The 19,601-nt window shown below is 69.5% G+C and carries 18 protein-coding genes and 1 riboswitch; of the genes, 17 read left to right on the top strand and 1 reads right to left on the bottom strand.

Annotation, left to right across the window (positions count from 1 at the left end; translation table 11 throughout):
• Window positions 1-114: 114 nt before the first annotated feature.
• Window positions 115-216: riboswitch (ZMP/ZTP riboswitch) on the top strand.
• A gap of 228 nt (window positions 217-444) precedes the next feature.
• The 14 genes from glyA to KZ686_RS07055 all read left to right on the top strand — a co-directional run bounded on the left by glyA (window position 445) and on the right by KZ686_RS07055 (window position 12,188).
• Entirely contained in the window at window positions 445-1,692 is a 1,248-nt protein-coding gene (glyA, locus tag KZ686_RS07120; protein ID WP_150084233.1) for a serine hydroxymethyltransferase, read from the top strand.
• A 72-nt stretch (window positions 1,693-1,764) separates the two neighbouring features.
• Window positions 1,765-2,229, top strand: coding sequence for a transcriptional regulator NrdR (gene nrdR, locus KZ686_RS07115; RefSeq protein WP_149317782.1), 465 nt, complete (start codon window positions 1,765-1,767; stop codon window positions 2,227-2,229).
• A gap of 204 nt (window positions 2,230-2,433) precedes the next feature.
• Entirely contained in the window at window positions 2,434-2,670 is a 237-nt protein-coding gene (locus KZ686_RS07110) for a hypothetical protein (protein WP_265633327.1), read from the top strand.
• Between the two features lie 10 nt (window positions 2,671-2,680).
• Window positions 2,681-3,094 carry a prepilin-type N-terminal cleavage/methylation domain-containing protein gene (locus tag KZ686_RS07105; protein WP_265633326.1) on the top strand — a complete coding sequence of 138 codons (414 nt, stop codon included), beginning with the start codon at window positions 2,681-2,683 and terminating at the stop codon, window positions 3,092-3,094.
• Complete coding sequence (locus tag KZ686_RS07100) at window positions 3,091-4,206, top strand: PilW family protein (protein ID WP_265633325.1); 1,116 nt, start codon at window positions 3,091-3,093, stop codon at window positions 4,204-4,206. The genes KZ686_RS07105 and KZ686_RS07100 overlap by 4 nt, the downstream gene beginning before the upstream one ends.
• Window positions 4,200-5,027 carry a pilus assembly protein gene (locus KZ686_RS07095; protein WP_265633324.1) on the top strand — a complete coding sequence of 276 codons (828 nt, stop codon included), beginning with the start codon at window positions 4,200-4,202 and terminating at the stop codon, window positions 5,025-5,027. Before KZ686_RS07100 ends, KZ686_RS07095 begins: the two co-directional genes overlap by 7 nt.
• 125 nt (window positions 5,028-5,152) lie before the next feature.
• Window positions 5,153-5,611: a prepilin-type N-terminal cleavage/methylation domain-containing protein gene (locus KZ686_RS07090; RefSeq protein WP_265633323.1), complete on the top strand. Its 459-nt coding sequence runs from the start codon at window positions 5,153-5,155 to the stop codon at window positions 5,609-5,611.
• Window positions 5,593-6,279 (top strand): pilus assembly FimT family protein, encoded by a 687-nt coding sequence (locus KZ686_RS07085; RefSeq protein WP_265633322.1) that lies wholly within the window; start codon window positions 5,593-5,595, stop codon window positions 6,277-6,279. Before KZ686_RS07090 ends, KZ686_RS07085 begins: the two co-directional genes overlap by 19 nt.
• A gap of 216 nt (window positions 6,280-6,495) precedes the next feature.
• Window positions 6,496-7,614 (top strand): bifunctional diaminohydroxyphosphoribosylaminopyrimidine deaminase/5-amino-6-(5-phosphoribosylamino)uracil reductase RibD, encoded by a 1,119-nt coding sequence (gene ribD, locus KZ686_RS07080; protein WP_149317777.1) that lies wholly within the window; start codon window positions 6,496-6,498, stop codon window positions 7,612-7,614.
• Window positions 7,615-7,706: 92 nt separating this feature from the next.
• On the top strand, window positions 7,707-8,336 hold the full coding sequence (locus KZ686_RS07075; protein WP_265633321.1) for a riboflavin synthase: 630 nt from the start codon (window positions 7,707-7,709) through the stop codon (window positions 8,334-8,336).
• A 344-nt stretch (window positions 8,337-8,680) separates the two neighbouring features.
• The gene (gene ribBA / locus KZ686_RS07070) at window positions 8,681-9,790 is read left to right on the top strand and encodes a bifunctional 3,4-dihydroxy-2-butanone-4-phosphate synthase/GTP cyclohydrolase II (RefSeq protein WP_149317775.1); all 1,110 of its coding nucleotides are present in this window, start codon (window positions 8,681-8,683) and stop codon (window positions 9,788-9,790) included.
• Window positions 9,791-9,857: 67 nt separating this feature from the next.
• Window positions 9,858-10,358: a 6,7-dimethyl-8-ribityllumazine synthase gene (gene ribH, locus KZ686_RS07065; protein WP_265633320.1), complete on the top strand. Its 501-nt coding sequence runs from the start codon at window positions 9,858-9,860 to the stop codon at window positions 10,356-10,358.
• The gene (nusB, locus tag KZ686_RS07060; RefSeq protein WP_149317773.1) at window positions 10,351-10,845 is read left to right on the top strand and encodes a transcription antitermination factor NusB; all 495 of its coding nucleotides are present in this window, start codon (window positions 10,351-10,353) and stop codon (window positions 10,843-10,845) included. The genes ribH and nusB overlap by 8 nt, the downstream gene beginning before the upstream one ends.
• A gap of 158 nt (window positions 10,846-11,003) precedes the next feature.
• On the top strand, window positions 11,004-12,188 hold the full coding sequence (locus KZ686_RS07055; protein ID WP_265633319.1) for a pyridoxal phosphate-dependent aminotransferase: 1,185 nt from the start codon (window positions 11,004-11,006) through the stop codon (window positions 12,186-12,188).
• A gap of 162 nt (window positions 12,189-12,350) precedes the next feature.
• On the opposite strand, the gene KZ686_RS07050 is transcribed toward KZ686_RS07055, so the two are convergent.
• Window positions 12,351-13,472, bottom strand: a complete 1,122-nt coding sequence (locus KZ686_RS07050) for a lytic transglycosylase domain-containing protein (RefSeq protein WP_149317771.1) — start codon at window positions 13,470-13,472, stop codon at window positions 12,351-12,353.
• 651 nt (window positions 13,473-14,123) lie between these two features.
• Here KZ686_RS07050 and ubiD point away from each other — a divergent pair.
• The 3 genes from ubiD (at window position 14,124) to KZ686_RS07035 (ending at window position 19,541) form a co-directional block, all read left to right on the top strand.
• Window positions 14,124-15,659, top strand: a complete 1,536-nt coding sequence (gene ubiD, locus KZ686_RS07045) for a 4-hydroxy-3-polyprenylbenzoate decarboxylase (protein WP_265633318.1) — start codon at window positions 14,124-14,126, stop codon at window positions 15,657-15,659.
• A gap of 197 nt (window positions 15,660-15,856) precedes the next feature.
• Window positions 15,857-17,338: an NAD-dependent succinate-semialdehyde dehydrogenase gene (locus tag KZ686_RS07040; protein WP_265633317.1), complete on the top strand. Its 1,482-nt coding sequence runs from the start codon at window positions 15,857-15,859 to the stop codon at window positions 17,336-17,338.
• Between the two features lie 112 nt (window positions 17,339-17,450).
• A complete protein-coding gene (locus KZ686_RS07035) occupies window positions 17,451-19,541 on the top strand; it encodes an acetoacetate--CoA ligase (protein ID WP_265633316.1) in 2,091 nt (696 codons plus the stop codon).
• Window positions 19,542-19,601: the final 60 nt, after the last annotated feature.

The raw sequence follows: 19,601 nt of genomic DNA, 5'->3' as shown, positions 1-19,601 counted from the left end.
GGCGGGCCCCTTCCCGCCCGCCAGGCCCGTCCCCAAGCACGTCCCAAGCCCTGTCCCAGGCGGCCTGGCCGGCTTGCGGCGAGCCGGGGCCTCGCGTAAACTCCGGCCAACCATTCCACCTTGCGCGACTGGCGAAGTCAGTGGGTACTACCACGAGGAAGCGCAAGATCTCTGGCGCCAAGCCACCGGAAGCGGTCCGAAGCCAGGGCGCAACGCCCGGCCCCGGCCCCTTGCGATAGCCGCCGCGCCTGCCGCTCGCCTGGGCCAGCGAATGGGAAGCAGGGTGCGCCCTGCGCCGCCAGTCCCGGGCCCCCGCCCAGGCCGGCGACGCGGTTCGCATGCGTCTTCCCCGCGCGCCCTACCGTCGTTCCGTTCCCGTATCCTTCGGTCAATCCGCCGTCATTGCACGGTTTTCACCGATCCTTCTACAGACGAGTTTTCGCCATGTTCGAACGCAGCCGCTACACGATCGACCAGATCGATCCCGAACTCTGGTCCGCCATCCAGCAGGAAAATCAGCGCCAGGAAGACCATATCGAGCTGATCGCCTCCGAGAACTACACCTCGCCGGCCGTGATGGCCGCGCAGGGCTCGCAGCTGACCAACAAGTACGCCGAGGGCTATCCCGGCAAGCGCTACTACGGCGGCTGCGAATACGTCGACGTCGTCGAGCAGCTCGCGATCGACCGCGTCAAGCAACTGTTCGGCGCCGAGGCCGCCAACGTGCAGCCGAACTCGGGCTCGCAGGCCAACCAGGGCGTGTTCTTCGCCGTGCTCAAGCCGGGCGACACCATCATGGGCATGAGCCTGGCCGAAGGCGGCCACCTGACCCACGGCATGGCGCTGAACATGAGCGGCAAGTGGTTCAACGTGGTCAGCTACGGCCTGAACGCCGACGAGGACATCGACTACGGCGCGCTGGAAAAGCTGGCCCAGGAGAAGAAGCCGAAGCTGATCATCGCCGGCGCGTCGGCCTTCTCGCTGCGCATCGACTTCGAGCGCATCGCCGCCGTGGCCAAGTCGGTCGGCGCCTATTTCATGGTCGACATGGCGCACTACGCCGGCCTGATCGCCGCGGGCGTCTACCCGAACCCGGTGCCGCACGCGGACTTCGTCACCACCACCACGCACAAGAGCCTGCGCGGCCCGCGCGGCGGCGTGATCCTGATGAAGGCCGAGCATGAGAAGGCCATCAACTCGGCGATCTTCCCCGGCATCCAGGGCGGCCCGCTGATGCACGTGATCGCCGGCAAGGCGGTCGCCTTCAAGGAAGCGCTGTCGCCGGAGTTCAAGGCCTATCAGCAGCAGGTCGTCAGGAACGCCCAGGCGCTGGCCGAGACGCTGATCGCGCGCGGCCTGCGCATCGTCTCGGGCCGCACCGAGAGCCACGTGATGCTGGTCGACCTGCGCGCCAAGCAGATCACCGGCAAGGAAGCCGAGAAGATCCTGGGCGACGCGCATATCACGGTCAACAAGAACGCGATCCCCAACGATCCGGAAAAGCCCTTTGTCACCTCGGGCATCCGCCTGGGTTCGCCGGCGATGACCACGCGCGGCTTCAAGGAAGAGGAAGCCCGCCAGGTCGCCAACCTGATCGCCGACGTGCTGGACAACCCGCACGATGCCGACAACATCGCGCGCGTGCGCGAGCAGGTTGCGGCGCTGACCAAGCGCTTCCCGGTCTACGGCTGATCGGCCGTCGCCGCGCGCGGCCGCTTCGGCGGGCGGCGCGCGGCCGCTCAACCTCCGCCTCCAGGTGGTCCGATGAAATGTCCCTTCTGCGGTCACTCCAATACCCAGGTGCTCGACACCCGCATGTCCGAGGAAGGCGATACCGTGCGCCGGCGCCGCCGTTGCGAGGCCTGCGATCGGCGCTTCACCACCTATGAGCGGATCGAGCTGTTCTTTCCGGCCATCGTCAAGAAGAACGGCAGCCGCGTCGATTACGCGCGCAGCAAGCTGAAGGATTCGATGCGGCTGGCCCTGCGCAAGCGGCCGGTCTCGGCAGAGGCCATCGACGAGGCGATCGCGCGCATCGAGGAAAAGCTGCTGGCGCTGGGACAGAAGGAAATCCCGAGCAGCCAGGTCGGCGAACTGGTGATGCGCGAGCTGCGCAAGCTCGACAAGATCGCCTATATCCGTTTCGCTTCGGTGTACCGCAGCTTCGAGGACGTGTCGGAGTTCTCGGACGTGCTGGCCGAAGTCAGCTCGACCAACGGCAAGCGCTGAGGCGTTGCCTCGCGGCGGCGTGAGGGTGTTGCGGTTAGTCGGTGTTTGTCGATGCTTGTTGCGGTTGCCGCCGTTGCCGACGGTGTCGCCCGCTGTTGCAATCCTTGTCGAATCCTCCACGGTTCGAAACCTTATCCCCGCTCGCTGACGATTAATCTGGTCCCCGCTTGTCACGCACAGGACCAGAGCGATGGTTGCGATCCCTTGGGCGGCTTCGGCGTTGCCGACCGCTTCAGCGTTGTCGGCGGCTTCCGCGTTATCGAGCGCTTCGGCGTTTTCGACGGCTTCGGCGTTGTCCGCCGCTTCCGAGTTATCGACGGCTTCGGCGTTGTCCGCCGTTTCCCGGCTATCGACCGCTTCGGCGCCTTCCGGCACCTCAACTGCCGGCGCCCTTCCATGGCGCGCCGATTGCCGCCCCCCTTCTTGCCCTCGTTTGACTGACCGCCGGCGCTTGCGCCACCGCGGCTACCTGCTGCTCGAAGCGCTGGTCGCGCTCGCCGTGCTCGGCATCGGCCTGCTGCCGCTGGCCGGGCTCGCCCCGACGGCGCTGCAATGGTGGCGCGAGCCCTTGCGGATCGGCCAGGCCCTGCGCCTCGCCGCCGAGGGCGCCGAACTGGCGGGGCTGGCGGGACCGGATGCCCTGCCGGATCCCGCCCGGCTCCCCGCGCTCGCGCGGACACCGGGCCTGCCGCCGCCACGCTGGTGCGCCTCGGTGCCGGCCGACGCGGCGCAATCGAGCTGTCCGGCCGGCCACCGCGTCGTCGTGGTCGGTCCGTTGCCGCCGGAGCCCCGCATAGGCAGCCGGGCCGATGCCGCCCAGCCCCGGACCGCGTTGCGCGCCATCGCGCTGCGGTTGCGGCCATGAGCACGACGGCTGCAACCATGAGCGCGGCGGTCGTCGCCCCGTGTGCAATCGGATCGAGCGTGCGCGGCAGCGCCGGTACGCCATGGCAGTCCGCGGCGACGGCCGGATGGTCGCTGGTCGAGGTGATGGTCGGCCTGCTGCTGGGCGCGCTGGCGAGCAGCGCGGCGGTGACGGCTTGGCTCACCATGCGATCCGCCTATGTCCTGGCCGCCGAGCAACGCGAACTGGAGCAGCGCGGCGGCGCCCTGCTGGAGGCGATTGCCGGGCTGCTGCGCCATGCGGGCTGGCATCCGGCTCCGACCGCCGCCCTGCCTCCGCCGCTGATCGGCCGCGACGACTGCGGCCAGCCGACGCTCGGCGACGCCCTGAGCTGCGGCAAAGCCGGCGTTGCCGGCAGCGATGCGCTGCTGATCCGCTTCGGCGGCGACCATCCGTTTGGCGATCCGGCGGTGCCCGACCGCTACCTGTCCGACTGCAGCGGTTACCCGGTCTCCATCGCGGTGGCCGCTACGGAATCCGCAGGGGCCTCGTCGCCGCAGGCGGCCGGCTACCTGACCGCCAACCTGCTGTACGTGGCCAACGACTCCGACGGCGAACCGCAATTGCTGTGCCGCTATCCCGGGCGCCGCGATGGTGGCAGTGGCAGCAGTAGTAGCGGTAGCGGTGGCGGTGGTGGCGGTGGTGGCGGTGGTGGCGGTGGTGGCGGTGGTGGTGGCGGTGGTGTCAGTGGCGGCATTGGGGGCAGCGGCGGCACGACGTGGAGCACGGGCGCACTGGCCCGCGGTGTCGAGACCCTGCAGCTGCGCTATGGCGTCGACCGCGACGGCGACGGCCGCGTCGATACCTTCCTGCGCGCCAGCGAACTTGCCATCGGCGGACCGGATGCGTGGCGCAAGGTGTTGGCCGTGCAGATCGCCCTGGTGCTGCGCAGCGGGGCTGGCATGCCGGGCACGGCCGCGACGCCCTTGCCACTGCTGCCGCCACGCACGACCGGCGAGCAAGGCGACGATATCGCGTTTATGCCCCGCTCCCGGCCCACCGCTTCGCGGCGAGTGTTCGCCACCACGGTGTGGCTGCGCAATGCGCCGTTCTGTGCGGAGTCGACATGCTGAGATTCGACGACGATGCGATGCCGCCGCAAGCCGCACGCGGCGCCATCACGCTCATTTCCGTAGTCGTGCTGTCGACGATGACCCTCGCGCTGGCCGGCGCGCTGTTCGTGCTGCTCCTGGCCGGACATCAGGCGATCGGCCAGCGGCTCGAGCGCGAGATCGCGTTCCGCGGCGCGGAGGTCGCGCTGCGCGATGGCGAGCGCGATCTGCGCAGCGCAACTGCCGCCATTGCTGGGACTGCTGCGACTACCGCGACTGCCGCAACGGCCGCGACTGCTGCGACTACTGCAACTGCTGCAACTGCTGCAACCGCTGCCACAGCTGCGACTACCGCCAGCCAAGCGCTCGCCGGCCACAACGATCGCCTCGCCTCATGGCCTGCGCCCGGCCATTGCGGCACGCAGGCGCAGCGCGGCCTGTGCAGCCCTGCCCCCGGGCAGCCCCCGCCGTGGCGGGCTTGGATGGACCAGGCCCTGCCCGCGGACGGCATCGGAGTGCCGGTCGCAAACGTAACCGGTGCAACCCTGCCGCTCATCCCGCCGGAGATGGCCGGCGCGACCACCGTGCCGCGCTATCTGATCGAACGGCTGCCGCCGAAAAGCGCCGGCGGATCGGCGCCCGCCGGCGTGCCGGCGCAGCGCTATCGCATCACCGCGCTCGGTCAGGGACGCGATCCGGCCGCGCGCGTCGTGCTGCAGACCGAATGGATCGAACCGGAACGGATCGATCCGCCTTCACGGCGTGGAGCGGCAAGCCAGCCGGAAGGCGGCCGGGTCCGGCGAATCGGTTGGCGCGAACTCGTCCCGCCATATCCCTCATGACGTCATGCCGGGTCATGAGGCCGCCATGAGGCGCCATGAAGCCCATGACCCTCCATGAGGTGCCGTGACCCTCCGGGGAGCGCCGTCACCCGCGATGACCCTCCGTGACCCCGCCGCCACCGTCCATGACCGCCAACCGCACCACCGCCTTCACGCTGATCGAGCTGCTGGTCGTGATCGTCATCGTCGCCATCGTCGCCGGCATCGCGGCCACCAGCTGGCATCGGCACCTGCAGCGCAGCTGGCGCGCGCAGGCGCGCACCGCGATGATCGCGGCGATGCTGGACCTGCAGCGCCACGCGATGGCCCGCGGCAGCTTCGCCGACGACAGCGGTCGCGGTCCCGCGGGACGCTGGCCACAGTGGGTCCCGCCGCCGCCTGCGCGTCCGCACTACCGGCTTGCGGCGCTGCCCTGCACCGCCGCCGGCCAGCGCGACGCCGACCTCGACCGCTGCATCGAACTGCACGCCTTCCCGCAATGGCCCGACGTCACTTGCGGCACGCTGATCCTGCGCAGCAGCGGCGAGTGGCTGGTGGAATCGCAGGACCAGGCGGGACCCGTACCATGGCCGGAGGGCTGCTGAGCGTCCGCGGCGGCGAGCGCGGGCGGCACCCCGCACGCTCGGCGGGCGCCACACTGATCGAATGGCTCGCCGCGATGGCGATCACGGCAACGCTGGCCGCTGCCGGCTACCCGTCCTATCGCGACGCGCTGGAGCGGCAGCAGGTGCGCCTGGCCGCCGACCTGCTGGCCGCCTCGATCGAGATGGCGCGCGAATTCGCGCTGGCCAGGCGCAGCACGGTTCTGCTGGCGCCGCAGCCCGGCTTCTCCGACTTCTCGCGCGGATGGCATATCGTCGCGAGGGAGGCCCGGGTGGCGGACGGGGCCACCGGGGCCACCGGGGCCACCGGGGCCACCGGGGCCATCGGAGCCACCAGGGCCATCGGAGCCACCAGGGCCAGCGAGGCCACAAGGACCAGCCAAGCCCCCGACGCCCCGGTGCTGTCATCGGTGGGCCTGGCCGCCGCCTGCCTGCGCGTCGCGCTGCGCGCCACCGACGGCGGCCGCGCGCTGCGGCTGGCTCCTGTGGGATACTCTCGGTCGGAACGTGGCGGCTTCTATGCAGCCACCTTTACCCTGCGCTGCGGCCATGCGCAGCGTCAGGTCAGGCTCGGCGCGCTGGGCCGCTTGCGCATCTGTACGCCCGGGCACGACGCCGACTGCGACAGCCGCATCGACAGCGAGCCCTGAGCCGCAGACCGGCCACGACCTCGGCCCGGCATGCCGGGCCGATTTAGCCCGACCGACTTGGCCGACCGACTTGGCCCGACCGACTTGGCCGACCGACTTGGCCCGACCGACTTGGCCCGACCGACTTGGCCCGGCCGACTTGGTCCCAACCGAGTCAGCCAGCCCGACCACGCCAGCCACGCCAGTCAAGACAACCGGCAGGAAAACCGCTTACTCATGTTCTCCGAAACCGATCACGCCGCCATGCAGCAGGCCCTCGCGCTCGCCGCGCGCGGCATGTTCATCACCACGCCGAATCCGCGCGTGGGCTGTGTGCTGACCAAGGGCGGCAAGGTGATCGGCGAAGGCTACACGCAGCCCGCGGGCCAGGACCACGCGGAGATCCAGGCGCTGAAGAACGCCGCCGCGCGCGGCATCGATCCCGCCGGCGCGACCGCCTACGTCACGCTGGAGCCCTGCAGCCATTTCGGCCGCACGCCGCCGTGCGCCGATGCGCTGGTGCGCGCCGGCGTCAAGCGCGTGGTCGCGGCGATGGAAGATCCGAACCCCACGGTATCGGGACGGGGCCTGCAGCGGCTGCGCGATGCCGGCATCGACGTGCGCTGCGGCCTGCTGGAGAAGGAGGCGCGCGACCTGAACATCGGCTTCGTCTCGCGCATGACCCGCGGCCTGCCGTGGGTCCGCGTCAAGGTGGCGGCCTCGCTCGATGGCGGCACCGCGCTGCACGACGGCACCAGCCAGTGGATCACCGGCCAGGCCGCGCGCGACGACGGCCATGCCTGGCGCGCACGCGCCTGCGCGATCCTGACCGGCATCGGCACCGTGCGCGACGACGACCCGCAGCTGACCGTGCGCGCCATCGACACGCCGCGCCAGCCGCAGCGCGTGCTGATCGACTCGCGCCTGGAGGTGCCGCTGGACGCGCGCATGCTGACGCCTGACACCGGCGAATTCGCCAAGCCCGTGCTGGTGTTCTGTGCGATCGACGATCGCGCGCGCCGCACCGCGCTGGAGGCGCGCGGCGCCGAAGTGGTGGTGCTGCCCAACGCGCACGGCAAGGTCGAGCTGCGCCGCATGCTCGAGGAGCTGGGCCGGCGCGGCATCAACGAGCTCCATGTCGAGGCGGGCTTCAAGCTCAACGGTTCGCTGATCCGCGAAGGCTGCGCCGACGAACTGCTGGTCTATCTGGCGCCCCGGCTGCTCGGCGACGCGCAGGGCATGTTCAACCTGCCGCCGCTCGCCCGCCTGCAGGACGCGCCGGCCTTCCGCTGGCACGATGTGCGGCAGATCGGCGACGATTTGCGGCTGATCGCGCGCCGCCATCCGGCGGGCTGAACGGCACGTCTCGCTGCGGGCTGCTAGCATGCCGCTTTGTCCTTGCTCTCTCCTTGCTTTCCCCTTCGCTTTCCCTCCCTGCTGACCAGACCATGTTTACTGGCATTGTGGCGGCCGTCGGCCGCATCGACTCCGTGACGCCGCTGGGCGACCAGAACACCGACAACGCCGGCGTCCGCCTGCGGATCGACGCCGGGGGCCTCGACCTGTCCGACGTGCAGATCGGCGACAGCATCGCCATCCAGGGCGCCTGCATGACCGTGGTGGCGCTGCAGCCGGGCCGGTTCGATGTCGAGGTCTCGCGCGAGTCGCTGGACAAGACCACCGGCCTCGCGCAGCCCGGCCGGGTCAATCTGGAAAAGGCGCTGCGCCTGGCCGACCGGCTCGGCGGCCACCTGGTCTCCGGCCATGTCGACGGACTCGGCGAGGTCACCCATTTCGCGCCGGTCGGCGAATCGCACGAGCTGCGCGTGCGCGCGCCGCGCGAGCTGGCGCGCTATCTGGCCTACAAGGGCTCGGTGGTCGTCAATGGCGTCTCGCTGACGGTCAACCGCGTGACCGACCACGCCGACGGCTGCGAGTTCTCGATCAACCTGATTCCCCATACGATCGAGGTGACCACGCTGCAGGACCTGCGGCCCGGCGCCAAGGTCAATCTGGAGATCGACCTGATCGCCCGCTATGTGGAGCGGATGCTGAGCGCCGAGGGCAAGCTGGGCTGAACGCCCGCTGGCGGGCTCACGCAGGGCTGCCGCGGCCGGATTGCCCCGTCCATCGGCGGGCCCATCCCTCGTCCATCTCCTGGCTATCCCCGCGGCCATCCCCCGGGCCATCCCCGCGGCCATCCCCGCCGCCATCCCCGCCGCCATCCCCCGGAGCCATCCCCGAGGGCCATTCCCGGGCCGGCTCCGACCGGGCGCCTCGGGCCAACCCAGCCCCCGGCGCCCCTTGCCCCCGGCCCGCATCGCGTACAATGCCGGGTTAAACCGCGCGCCGCCCCGGCGCGCCGCAGTCGCTCACGGGCCTCGCCCGGGGCCGCCCCGCCAGACTTTCCTTTGCCTACCTCATGACGATCGCCCCAACCGAAGACATCATTGCCGAGATCCGTGCCGGCCGCATGGTTATCCTGGTCGACGAGGAAGACCGCGAGAACGAGGGGGATCTGGTGCTGGCGGCCGATTTCGTCACGCCCGAGGCCATCAACTTCATGGCCAAGTACGGCCGCGGCCTGATCTGCCTGACGCTGACACCCGAGCGCTGCCGCCAGCTGGAACTGCACCCGATGGTCAGCCGCAACGGCACCCCGCACGGCACCGCGTTCACGGTGTCGATCGAGGCGGCCGAGGGCGTCACCACCGGCATTTCGGCGGCCGACCGCGCCCGCACCGTGCAGGCCGCCGTCGCCCGCGACGCCAAGCCCAGCGATCTGGTCCAGCCGGGCCACATCTTCCCGCTGACGGCCCAGCCCGGCGGCGTGCTGATGCGCGCCGGCCATACCGAGGCGGGCTGCGACCTGGCCGCGCTGGCCGGCGTGACCCCGGCCGCGGTGATCTGCGAAATCATGAAGGACGACGGCACCATGGCGCGCCTGCCGGACCTGATCGAATTCGCCGAGCTGCACGGCCTGAAGATCGGCACCATCGCCGACCTGATCCACTACCGCAGCCGCACCGAATGCATCGTCGACCGCGTCGGCGAGCGCACCATGCAGACCCCGTACGGCACCTTCCGCAGCATCGCCTACCGCGACAAGCCCAGCGGCCACGCCCATCTGGCGCTGATCAAGGGCGACCCGCAGCGCGACCGCGAGACCCTGGTGCGCGTGCACGAGCCGCTGTCGGTGCTGGACCTGCTCGAAGTCTCCCGCACCACCCACTCGTGGACCGTGCCGGCCTCGCTGGAGGCGATCGGCGCGGCCGACAGCGGCGTGATGGTGCTGCTGAACTGCGGCGACAGCGCCGAGCGGCTGTTCGCGCAATTCAGCGCGCTGGACGAGCCGCAGACCCGCGCCCCGCGCAAGCCCGACCTGCGCACCTACGGCATCGGCGCGCAGATCCTGCGCGATGTCGGCGTCGGCAAGATGCGCGTGCTGGCCTCGCCGCGCAAGATGCCCAGCATGACGGGCTACGATCTCGAAGTGACCGGCTACCAGCCGATGAACGGCGACGACGACTGAGCGTCCCCCCAATACCGGCGGCCGGCCCATCCCGGGCGCGGCCGCCCACCGAACCCTGGAGAACGATATGGATTACGGTTTCTACCCGAGCAACCTCGACGGCGAAGGCCTGCGCATCGGCATCGTGCAGGCGCGTTTCAACGAGCCGGTCTGCGACGAGCTGCGCGAGGCCTGCGTGGCCGAGCTGGAAAAGCTGGGCATCGAAGGCGAAGACACGCTGGTGGTGACGGTGCCCGGCGCACTGGAAATCCCGCTGGCGCTGCAGAAGATGGCCGAGAGCGGCCAGTTCGATGCGCTGATCGCGCTGGGCGCCGTGGTGCGCGGCGAAACCTACCACTTCGAGCTGGTTTCGAACGAGTCGGGCGCGGGCATCACCCGCGTCGGCCTGGACTTCAACCTGCCGATCGCCAACGGCATCCTGACCGTCGATACCGACGCCCAGGCCCATGCACGCACCCGCGAGAAGGGCCGCGACTGCGCCCGTGCCGCGGTCGAGATGGCGAACCTGGTGGCGGCGCTCGATTCGCTGCGCGGCCAGGACGACGAGGACGAGGACGACGATGAGTGATGCAGCACAGGGCGGCAAGCCTGCCGCCAAGTCCGGCCGCTCCGACGCCAAGGCGCCGCCCAAGAGCGCGCGCCGCCGTTCGCGCGAACTGGCGCTGCAGGGCCTGTACCAGTGGCTGCTGAACCGCAACGACATCGGCGCGATCCAGGCCCATCTGCACGACGCCCAGGGCTTCAACAAGGCCGACCGCGAGCATTTCGACGCGCTGCTCAATGGCGCCGTGCGCGAGGAAGAGCGGCTGACCGCCGCCTTCTCGCCGTTCCTGGACCGCACCGTCGAGGAACTGTCGCCGGTCGAGCGCGCCGCGCTGCTGATCGGCAGCTACGAGCTGGTGCATTGCATCGACATCCCGTACAAGGTCGTCATCAACGAGGCCGTCGAGCTGACCAAGACCTTCGGCGGCGTCGAGGGCTACAAGTACGTCAACGGCGTGCTCGACAAGGTTGCCGCGCAGGTGCGCGCCACCGAGGTCGCCGCCCGACGCTGACCGGCGCCCCGCCCCGCGGCATGCGCCGGACCGACACCCGCCCAGGCGGGTGTTTTCATTTCCGGCGATGATCGCGGGAGTGCGCCACACCGCGCCGGACCGCACCGCCCCGCGCCACGACGGCGCACCGCCTTACCCACCGATTCCAAGTTACCGCCATGGACCCACAGCGCCTCGCCACTGCCTCCCGCCTCGCCAATATCCGCGCCTTCCACGTGATGGAACTGGCCAAGCAGGCCGCCGAGCTCGAACGTGCCGGCCGGCACATCATCCATATGGGCATCGGCGAGCCCGACTTCACCGCGGCCGAGCCGGTGATACGGGCGGCGGAAGCGGCGATGCGTCGCGGCGTGACGCAATACACCGGCGCGCTGGGCATCCACGCGCTGCGCGAGGCGATCGCGGGCTACTACAAGACCGCCTACGGGCTCGATATCCCGGCCCGCCGGGTGATCGTCACCGCCGGTGCCTCCGGCGCGCTGCTGCTCGCCTGCGCGGTGCTGGTGGAGATCGGCGCCGAGGTGCTGATGCCGGACCCGAGCTATCCCTGCAACCGGCATTTCGTCGCGGCCTTCGACGGCGTCGCCCGGATGATCCCGAGCGGCCCGGAGGCGCGCTTCCAGCTGACCGCCGACCAGGTGCGCGAACACTGGGGCGAAGCCACCCGCGGCGTGCTGCTGGCCTCGCCATCGAACCCGACCGGCACCTCGATCCTGCCCGACGAGCTGGAGCGCATCCTTGCCGAGGTACGCCAGCGCCGGGGCTTTGCCATCGTCGACGAGATCTATCAGGGGCTGTCGTACGACGGCCGGCCGGTGTCGGCGCTGTCGCTCGACGACAATGCCGTCACGGTCAACAGCTTCTCCAAGTACTTCAACATGACGGGCTGGCGGCTGGGCTGGCTGGTGGTGCCGGACGCGCTGGTCGCCGACTTCGAGAAAGTCGCGCAGAACCTGTTCATTTGCGCGTCGGCGGTAGCCCAGCACGCGGCGCTGGCCTGCTTCACGCCCGAGGCGCTGGCGATCTACGACGAGCGCAAGGCCGAATTCCAGCGCCGCCGCGACGCCATCGTGCCCGCGCTCGAAACGCTGGGCTTCGGCGTGCCGGTCAAGCCCGATGGCGCCTTCTATGTCTACGCCGACTGCCGCGGCGTCCAGCACCCGGCCGCCGGCGATGCGGACCGGCTGACGCAGGCGATGCTGCACGATGCCGGCGTGGTGCTGGTACCCGGCCTGGACTTCGGCCCGCATACCGCGCGCGAGTACATCCGCATCTCGTACGCGACATCGATGGCCCACATCGAGGAAGCGATGCGGCGGCTCGGCAAGCTGTTCGGGAAATAGAGACAGCGATAGCGATAGGGCAATCGCGACGGCGGGCCATCGAGCCCGCCAAAACAGCCCGCCAAAACGAAAGCGGCGCAGCCAACCAGGCTGCGCCGCTTTTCTTGACCGCGCGCTTTCGACCGCGCGCCTTCTACCATGCGCGGACCCGCCGCGCCGGCATCAGGCCTTACGGGGCGTCTGCGCCGCCTCCAGCTCGAACTTCTCCGGCTCGGGCGTATGCTCGGCCTGCGTCTTGGTCGACGACGGACCCGGCAGCGACTCGGTCGCGTCCGGCGTCGCCGCCGGCGCGTTGCCGCGGATGCCCAGCACCTGGCGCAGCTTCGCGCGCTCGGCCAGCACCTTGGCGCCGTAGCCGCCATCGGTGGCCGTGGTGGCGCCCACGTAGTACTTCAGGCCGCCTTCGATCGAACCGGCGCGGGCGATGCAATCCTTCAGCACCAGCGCACCGATCTTGATGTTGGCGTAAGGATTGAGCGCGGCCGCGACGCCGCCGACGTGCTCGTACTTGTCCTGGTGGACCTTGGTCATGACCTGCATCAGGCCCTGCGCGCCCACGCCGCTCTCCGCGTACGGATTGAAGCTGGACTCGATCGCGATCACGCCCAGGATCAGCAGCGGATCAATACCGACCTCGCGGCCGGTCAGATAGGCGGCCTTGACCAGTTGCGCGGTCGCCTGCGCGGCCACGCGGTACTTGCGCGCGATGTACTCGGCCACCGCGGCCTGTTCGCGCGCGCTGGCCAGCGCGCTGCTGTAGCGCGCGTCCAGGGCCACGCGCTGGGCCGGGATACGGGCCGCCAGATGGGCGACCGACGGCACCTTCGACTGGCTGGCATTGGCCCACTCGCCGACGCCCGACACGCTCGGCAGACCCACCCCCGCCACGGCCGGCACTGCGGCGCCGCCTGCCGGCACCGCTGGCACCTTCACCGCCGGCAGCAGCTTGGCGGCCGCCACGTCGGCCGTGCTGGCATGCACCGGCGCCGACGCGGTCGCCGCCTCCAGCAGGATGGCGGGCGCCTCGTTGCCGGCCAGCATGCCGGCCAGCGCGGTGCGCCATTCCTGGCTGACCGACAGCGAAATACCGGCCACTACCGCGATCAGACCCGCGCTGTTCAGCGCGTATTTCAACGTTGCGCGACCGCTGCGCAGTGCGCGGCCCGCGACCGGATGCGCGAGACGAACCTGCAGGGCACGCCGCACACCGGGAACCGGTTGCCTGAAGCGGACCTGCAACGCCCGCCCGACACCGGGAAGATGAAGGGTTTTCCAACCACTCATGCTTACCTCCATGCGCCGCCGGCTCCCGGTCCTGCAGGGCATTCGCCCACGCATGGCCGTCCACTGGCAACGTAGTCAAGTAAGGATGTCGCACCGCCTTGCAGGGGCGATCGGCATCTGTTGTTGGTGGGCGCTCCCCAAGCGCCCAGCGATTAGCAGAGGAGGCTCTTGGGGTAGCCTGCCCTGCTGCGAAGACTCAAGACGCGCCGGTCATTGCCGGCGGTGATCGGAGGGACCTCCCTTGTAGCGGTCCGCTCTGGTTGATCCAACGTGGTGATCTGCGTTACACCCCTTGACAGGATCGAAAAGTTCGTTGTTGCAACGCAGCACACCTTTGAGCAGACGCGATTGTAAAAACCGTTTTATATCGAGTCAAGAATTAAAGAACGAAAAACAATTCCTTTTTGTTATAACGGATCCCCGCTACGGTGGGGTGAAAGAATCACTCAGCTGGCCGCAATCGTAGTGCTGGCCTAGGCTGTCCGGCCCTGCTCGTCCGCCTGTCTTTCAAAAAAACTTACAATTTGCCGGTACGCTGTGCCGCAAAATTTTTCTTCCGAAGCGGTCGAATATGGACCGCACTTCACTCAGATTGACGCTCCGACGAGCGTGGCGCTCTCGCCGCGCCCCTCGCCCAACCACAAATTCCTGATGCAATACAAAGACTTGCGCGATTTCATCGGTCAACTCGAACAGCAGGGCGAGTTGCGGCGCATCGCGGCGCCGGTGTCGCCCGACCTCGAAATGACCGAGATCTGCGATCGCCTGCTGCGTGCCGAAGGGCCCGCCGTGCTGTTCGAGAAGCCCGCGCGCGCCGCCACGGCAGCCGGTGAGGCGATTTTCGACATGCCGGTGCTGGCCAATCTGTTCGGCACGCCACGCAGGGTCGCATTGGGCATGGGCGCGGAATCGCTGGCCGATCTGCGCGACATCGGGCGCGTGCTGTCTGCGCTGAAGGAGCCCGAGCCGCCGCGCGGCCTGCGCGAGGCCGGCAAGCTGTTCACGCTGGTCAAGTCGGTCTGGGACATGGCACCGAAGAAGGTGTCGAGCCCGGCCTGCCAGGAGATCGTCTGGGAGGGCAATGACGTCGACCTGGCGCGCCTGCCGATCCAGAAGTGCTGGCCCGGCGACGCCGCGCCGCTGATCACCTGGGGCCTGGTGGTGACCAAGGGCCCGCACAAGAAGCGGCAGAACCTGGGCATCTACCGCCAGCAGGTGATCGGCCGCAACCAGGTCATCATGCGCTGGCTGGCGCACCGCGGCGGCGCGCTGGACTTCCGCGAGCACGCATTGGCCAATCCGGGCAAGCCGTTTCCGATCGCGGTCGCGCTGGGCGCGGATCCGGCCACGATGCTCGGCGCGGTGACGCCGGTGCCCGATACGCTGTCCGAATACCAGTTCGCCGGCCTGCTGCGCGGCAGCCGTACCGCGCTGGCCGGCTGCCTGACGCCGACGCTGTCCGAGCTGAGCGTGCCGGCCTCGGCCGAGATCGTGCTCGAAGGCCATATTCAGCCCGACCCGACGCATCCGTCCGGCTACCAGCACGCGCTGGAAGGTCCGTTCGGCGACCACACCGGCTACTACAACGAGCAGGACTGGTTCCCCGTCTTCACCATCGACCGCATCACGATGCGGCGCGATCCGATCTATCACTCGACCTACACCGGCAAGCCACCCGACGAGCCGGCCGTGCTCGGCGTCGCGCTCAACGAGGTGTTCGTGCCGCTGCTGCAGAAGCAGTTTCCCGAGATCACCGACTTCTATCTGCCGCCCGAGGGCTGCAGCTACCGGATGGCGGTGGTGCGCATGAAGAAGCAGTACGCCGGCCACGCCAAGCGGGTGATGTTCGGCGTCTGGAGCTTCCTGCGGCAGTTCATGTATACGAAGTTCATCGTGGTGGTCGACGACGACGTCGACGTGCGCGACTGGAAGGAGGTGATCTGGGCGATCACCACGCGGGTCGACCCGACGCGCGATACGGTGCTGGTCGACAACACGCCGATCGACTACCTCGATTTCGCCTCGCCGGTGTCGGGGCTCGGCTCCAAGATGGGCATCGACGCCACCGACAAGTGGCCCGGCGAAACCACGCGCGAATGGGGACGTCCCATTCAGATGGATGCGGCGATCAAGACCCGTGTCGACGGCATGTGGGAGACGCTGTTCGAACGGCCGCCCGGCGGTTGAGGGCCGAGGGCCGAGGGCCGAGGGCCGAGGGCCGAGGGCCGAGGGCCGAGGGCCGAGGGCCGAGGGCTGAGGGCTTCAGGGCGTGAGGGCTTGAGGTGCCCGAGACCCTGAGCGTCCGGCGCCCTCCGGCGTCCTGGACGCGGCCGCCGCCATCCCCCGCTATCATCTGCAACCAGAACCGATTACAGGAGACCACGATGGCCAATGCGCTAGACCGAATCCAGGACCGTGCCCTGGTCCGCAGCCAGTCCTATGTCAACGGCGAATGGGTCGGGGCCGACAACGGCACCACCTTCCCGGTGATCGACCCGGCCAACAACCAGGAACTGCTGCAGGTCGCCAACCTGGGCGCCGCCGAAACCGAGCGCGCGATCGCCGCCGCCGAGGCCGCCTGGCCGGCCTGGCGCGCGAAGACCGCCAAGGAGCGTGCCAACCTGATGCGCCGCTGGTTCGATCTGCTGATCGCCCACGCCGACGACCTGGCCGCGCTGATGACCGCCGAACAGGGCAAGCCGCTGGCCGAATCGAAGGGCGAGGTCGTCTACGGCGCGTCCTTCATCGAGTGGTTCGCCGAGGAAGCCAAGCGCGTCAGCGGCGACGTGCCGGCCTCGACCTGGGCAGACAAGCGGATGGTGGTGCTGAAGCAGCCGATCGGCGTGTGCGCGTCGATCACGCCGTGGAACTTCCCGATCGCGATGATCACGCGCAAGTGCGCGCCCGCGCTGGCCGCCGGCTGCACCATCGTGGTCAAGCCGGCCGAGCAGACGCCGCTGTGCGCGCTGGCGATGGCCGAACTGGCGCACCGCGCCGGCATCCCGGCCGGCGTGATCAATATCGTCACCGGCGATGCCGACCAGTCGATCGCGATCGGCAAGACGCTGTGCGCGTCGCCGGTGGTGCGCCATCTGTCCTTCACCGGCTCGACGCCGGTGGGCCGCATCCTGATGGGGCAATGCGCGCCGACGGTCAAGAAGATCGCACTGGAGCTCGGCGGCCACGCGCCCTTCATCGTGTTCGACGATGCCGATATCGATGCCGCTGTCGAAGGCGCGATCGCGTCCAAGTACCGCAATGCCGGCCAGACCTGCGTCTGCACCAACCGCTTCTATGCGCACGAGTCGATCTACGACGAGTTCGTCGCCAAGCTGGCGCGGCAGGCCGAAGGCCTGCGCGTGGGCAACGGCTTCGACGCCGGCGTGGCGCAGGGTCCGCTGATCGACGACCAGGCGGTGCAGAAGGTGCGCCAGCATATCGACGACGCGACCTCGCGCGGCGCCCGCCTGCTGACCGGCGGCAAGCTGGTGGAAGGCCTGGGCTCGGGCCGCTTCATCGCGCCGACCGTGCTGGCCGACGCCACCCCCGAGATGCTGATCTCGCGCGAGGAAACCTTCGGCCCCGTGGCGGCCGTGTTCAAGTTCCGCGACGAGCAGGAAGCCGTGGCGCTGGCCAACGCCAGCGAGTTCGGCCTCGCCTCGTATTTCTACAGCCGCGATATCGGCCGCGTCTGGCGCGTGGCCGAGCAGCTCGAATACGGCATGGTCGGCATCAACACCGGCCTGATCTCGAACGAGGTGGCCCCGTTCGGCGGCGTCAAGCAGTCGGGCCTCGGCCGCGAGGGCTCGACCTACGGCATCGACGAGTACCTGGAACTGAAGTACCTTTGCCTCGGCGGCATCTGACCCGTCCGACCGCCTCGCGGGCGCCGACGGCGCCCGCCCCCACCCCTTGAGCCATCCCGGTCCCGCGCAGCCATCGGCACGCGGGCGCAAACAACAAGGCAGAGGAGGAGACATGACGACGCTGGAAGAAGGCAAGCTGGTCTGGACGCCGTCGCCCGCGGTGCGCGAGCGCGCGCGGCTGACGGCCTTCATGCGATGGCTGCGCGAAACGCGCGGCCTCGCGTTCGACGATTACGACAGCCTGTGGCGCTGGTCGGTCACCGACATCGAGGCCTTCTGGGACGCGATCCGCGCCTACTTCGATGTCCGCTTCGACACGCCGGCCCGCCAGGTGCTGGCGCGCCGCGAGATGCCGGGCGCGCGCTGGTTCGAGGGCGCCAGCCTGAACTATGTGCAGCAGGTCTTCCGCCATGCGGGCGAAGGCGCGGCGCGCCAGCGCGCCGCGATCCGCCATGCCGGCGAAGCGCAGCCGCTGGCCGAACTGAGCTGGGACGCGCTGGAGTCGCAGGTCGCGGCATTGGCGCATACGCTGCGTCGGCTGGGCGTCGGCCGCGGCGACCGCGTGGCGGGCTATCTGCCCAACATCCCGCAGACCATCGTCGCCTTCCTCGCCACCGCCAGCGTCGGCGCGGTCTGGTCCGGCTGCGCGCCGGACATGGGGCAGGTCGCGGTGGCCGACCGCTTCCGCCAGATCGAACCGAAGGTGCTGATCGCCGTGGACGGCTACCGCTACGGCGGCAAGGCCTACGACCGCGCGCCGGTGGTGGCGCAGCTGGTCGACGCGCTGCCGTCGCTGACCGACCTGATCGTGGTGCCGCTGCTGGGAACGCCGGACGAGATACCGACCACCGCGCTGGAAACTGCGCGGGCAACTACGCTGGAAACTGCGCTGGAAACTGCGCCGGAAAGCGCCCCGGGCAAGGCGAGCGCGCTGCGCCGCCATCGCTGGCAGGACGCACTGGCGCACGACGTGCCGCTGCAGATCGACAGCGTGCCGTTCGACCATCCGCTGTGGATCGTCTATTCGTCCGGCACCACCGGCATGCCCAAACCCATCGTGCACGGCCACGGCGGCATCGTGATCGAGCAGCTCAAGCTGATGGCGTTCCACAACGACCTCGGCCCGGACGATGTCTTCCACTGGTACAGCAGCAGCGGCTGGATCATGTGGAATGCGCAGGTGGCCGGGCTGCTGCTCGGCAGCACCATCGCGATCTATGACGGCAATCCGGCCTGGCCCGACGCCGGCGTGCTGTGGCGCTTTGCGGAAGCCGCCGGCATCACGGTCTTCGGCGCCGGCGCGGCGTTCTTTACCGGCGGCATCAAGGCCGGCGTGGTGCCGTCCCGCGAGGCCGACCTGAGCCGCCTGCGCGGCATCGGCTCGACCGGCTCGCCGCTGCCCGCGGAAGCCTACGACTGGATCTACCGCAACGTTCGCGACGACATCTGGCTGGCGCCGATGTCCGGCGGCACCGACTTCGCGGGCTCCTTCGTCGCCGGCTGCCCACTGCTGCCGGTCTACGCCGGCGAGATGCAATGCCGCTGCCTCGGCGCGAAGGTCGAGGCCTTCGACGAGGCCGGCCAGGCGCGGATCGACGAGGTCGGCGAACTGGTCTGCACCGAGCCGATGCCCTCGATGCCGCTCTACCTGTGGGGCGACTCCGACGGCAAGCGCTACCGCGACAGCTATTTCGATACCTACCCCGGCGTCTGGCGCCACGGCGACTGGATCAAGATCACCTCGCGCGGCGGCGCCATCATCTACGGCCGCTCGGATGCGACCATCAACCGGCACGGCATCCGCATGGGCACCAGCGAGCTGTACCGCGTGGTCGAGGAACTGCCCGAGGTGCTCGACAGCATGGTGGTCGACCTCGAATATCTCGGCCGCGATTCGTACATGCCGCTGTTCGTCGTGCTGCGCGAAGGCATCGCGCTCGACGACAGGCTGGTCGACACGATCCGCGCGCGCATCCGCGAGGCGCTGTCGTCGCGGCACGTGCCCAACGCGATCCTGCAGGTGCCGGGCATTCCGCGCACGCTGTCGGGCAAGAAGATGGAGGTGCCGATCAAGAAGCTGCTGCTGGGCCACGACCCGGACAGAATCGCCAACCGCGACGCGATGGCCAATCCGGACACGCTGGACTGGTACTTCGATTACGCGCGGCGTTACCTGAGCGAGACCAGCGCCGCGACGGCCTAGCGCATCGAGGGCGGGCGGGCCGTGCCTTGCCGCGCCCTCCCGCACCCTGCCCTGGCCAGC

Source organism: Cupriavidus cauae (assembly GCF_026210475.1).
GTDB classification, from domain to species: domain Bacteria; phylum Pseudomonadota; class Gammaproteobacteria; order Burkholderiales; family Burkholderiaceae; genus Cupriavidus; species Cupriavidus cauae.
This window is presented reverse-complemented; position numbering and strand designations above follow the sequence as displayed.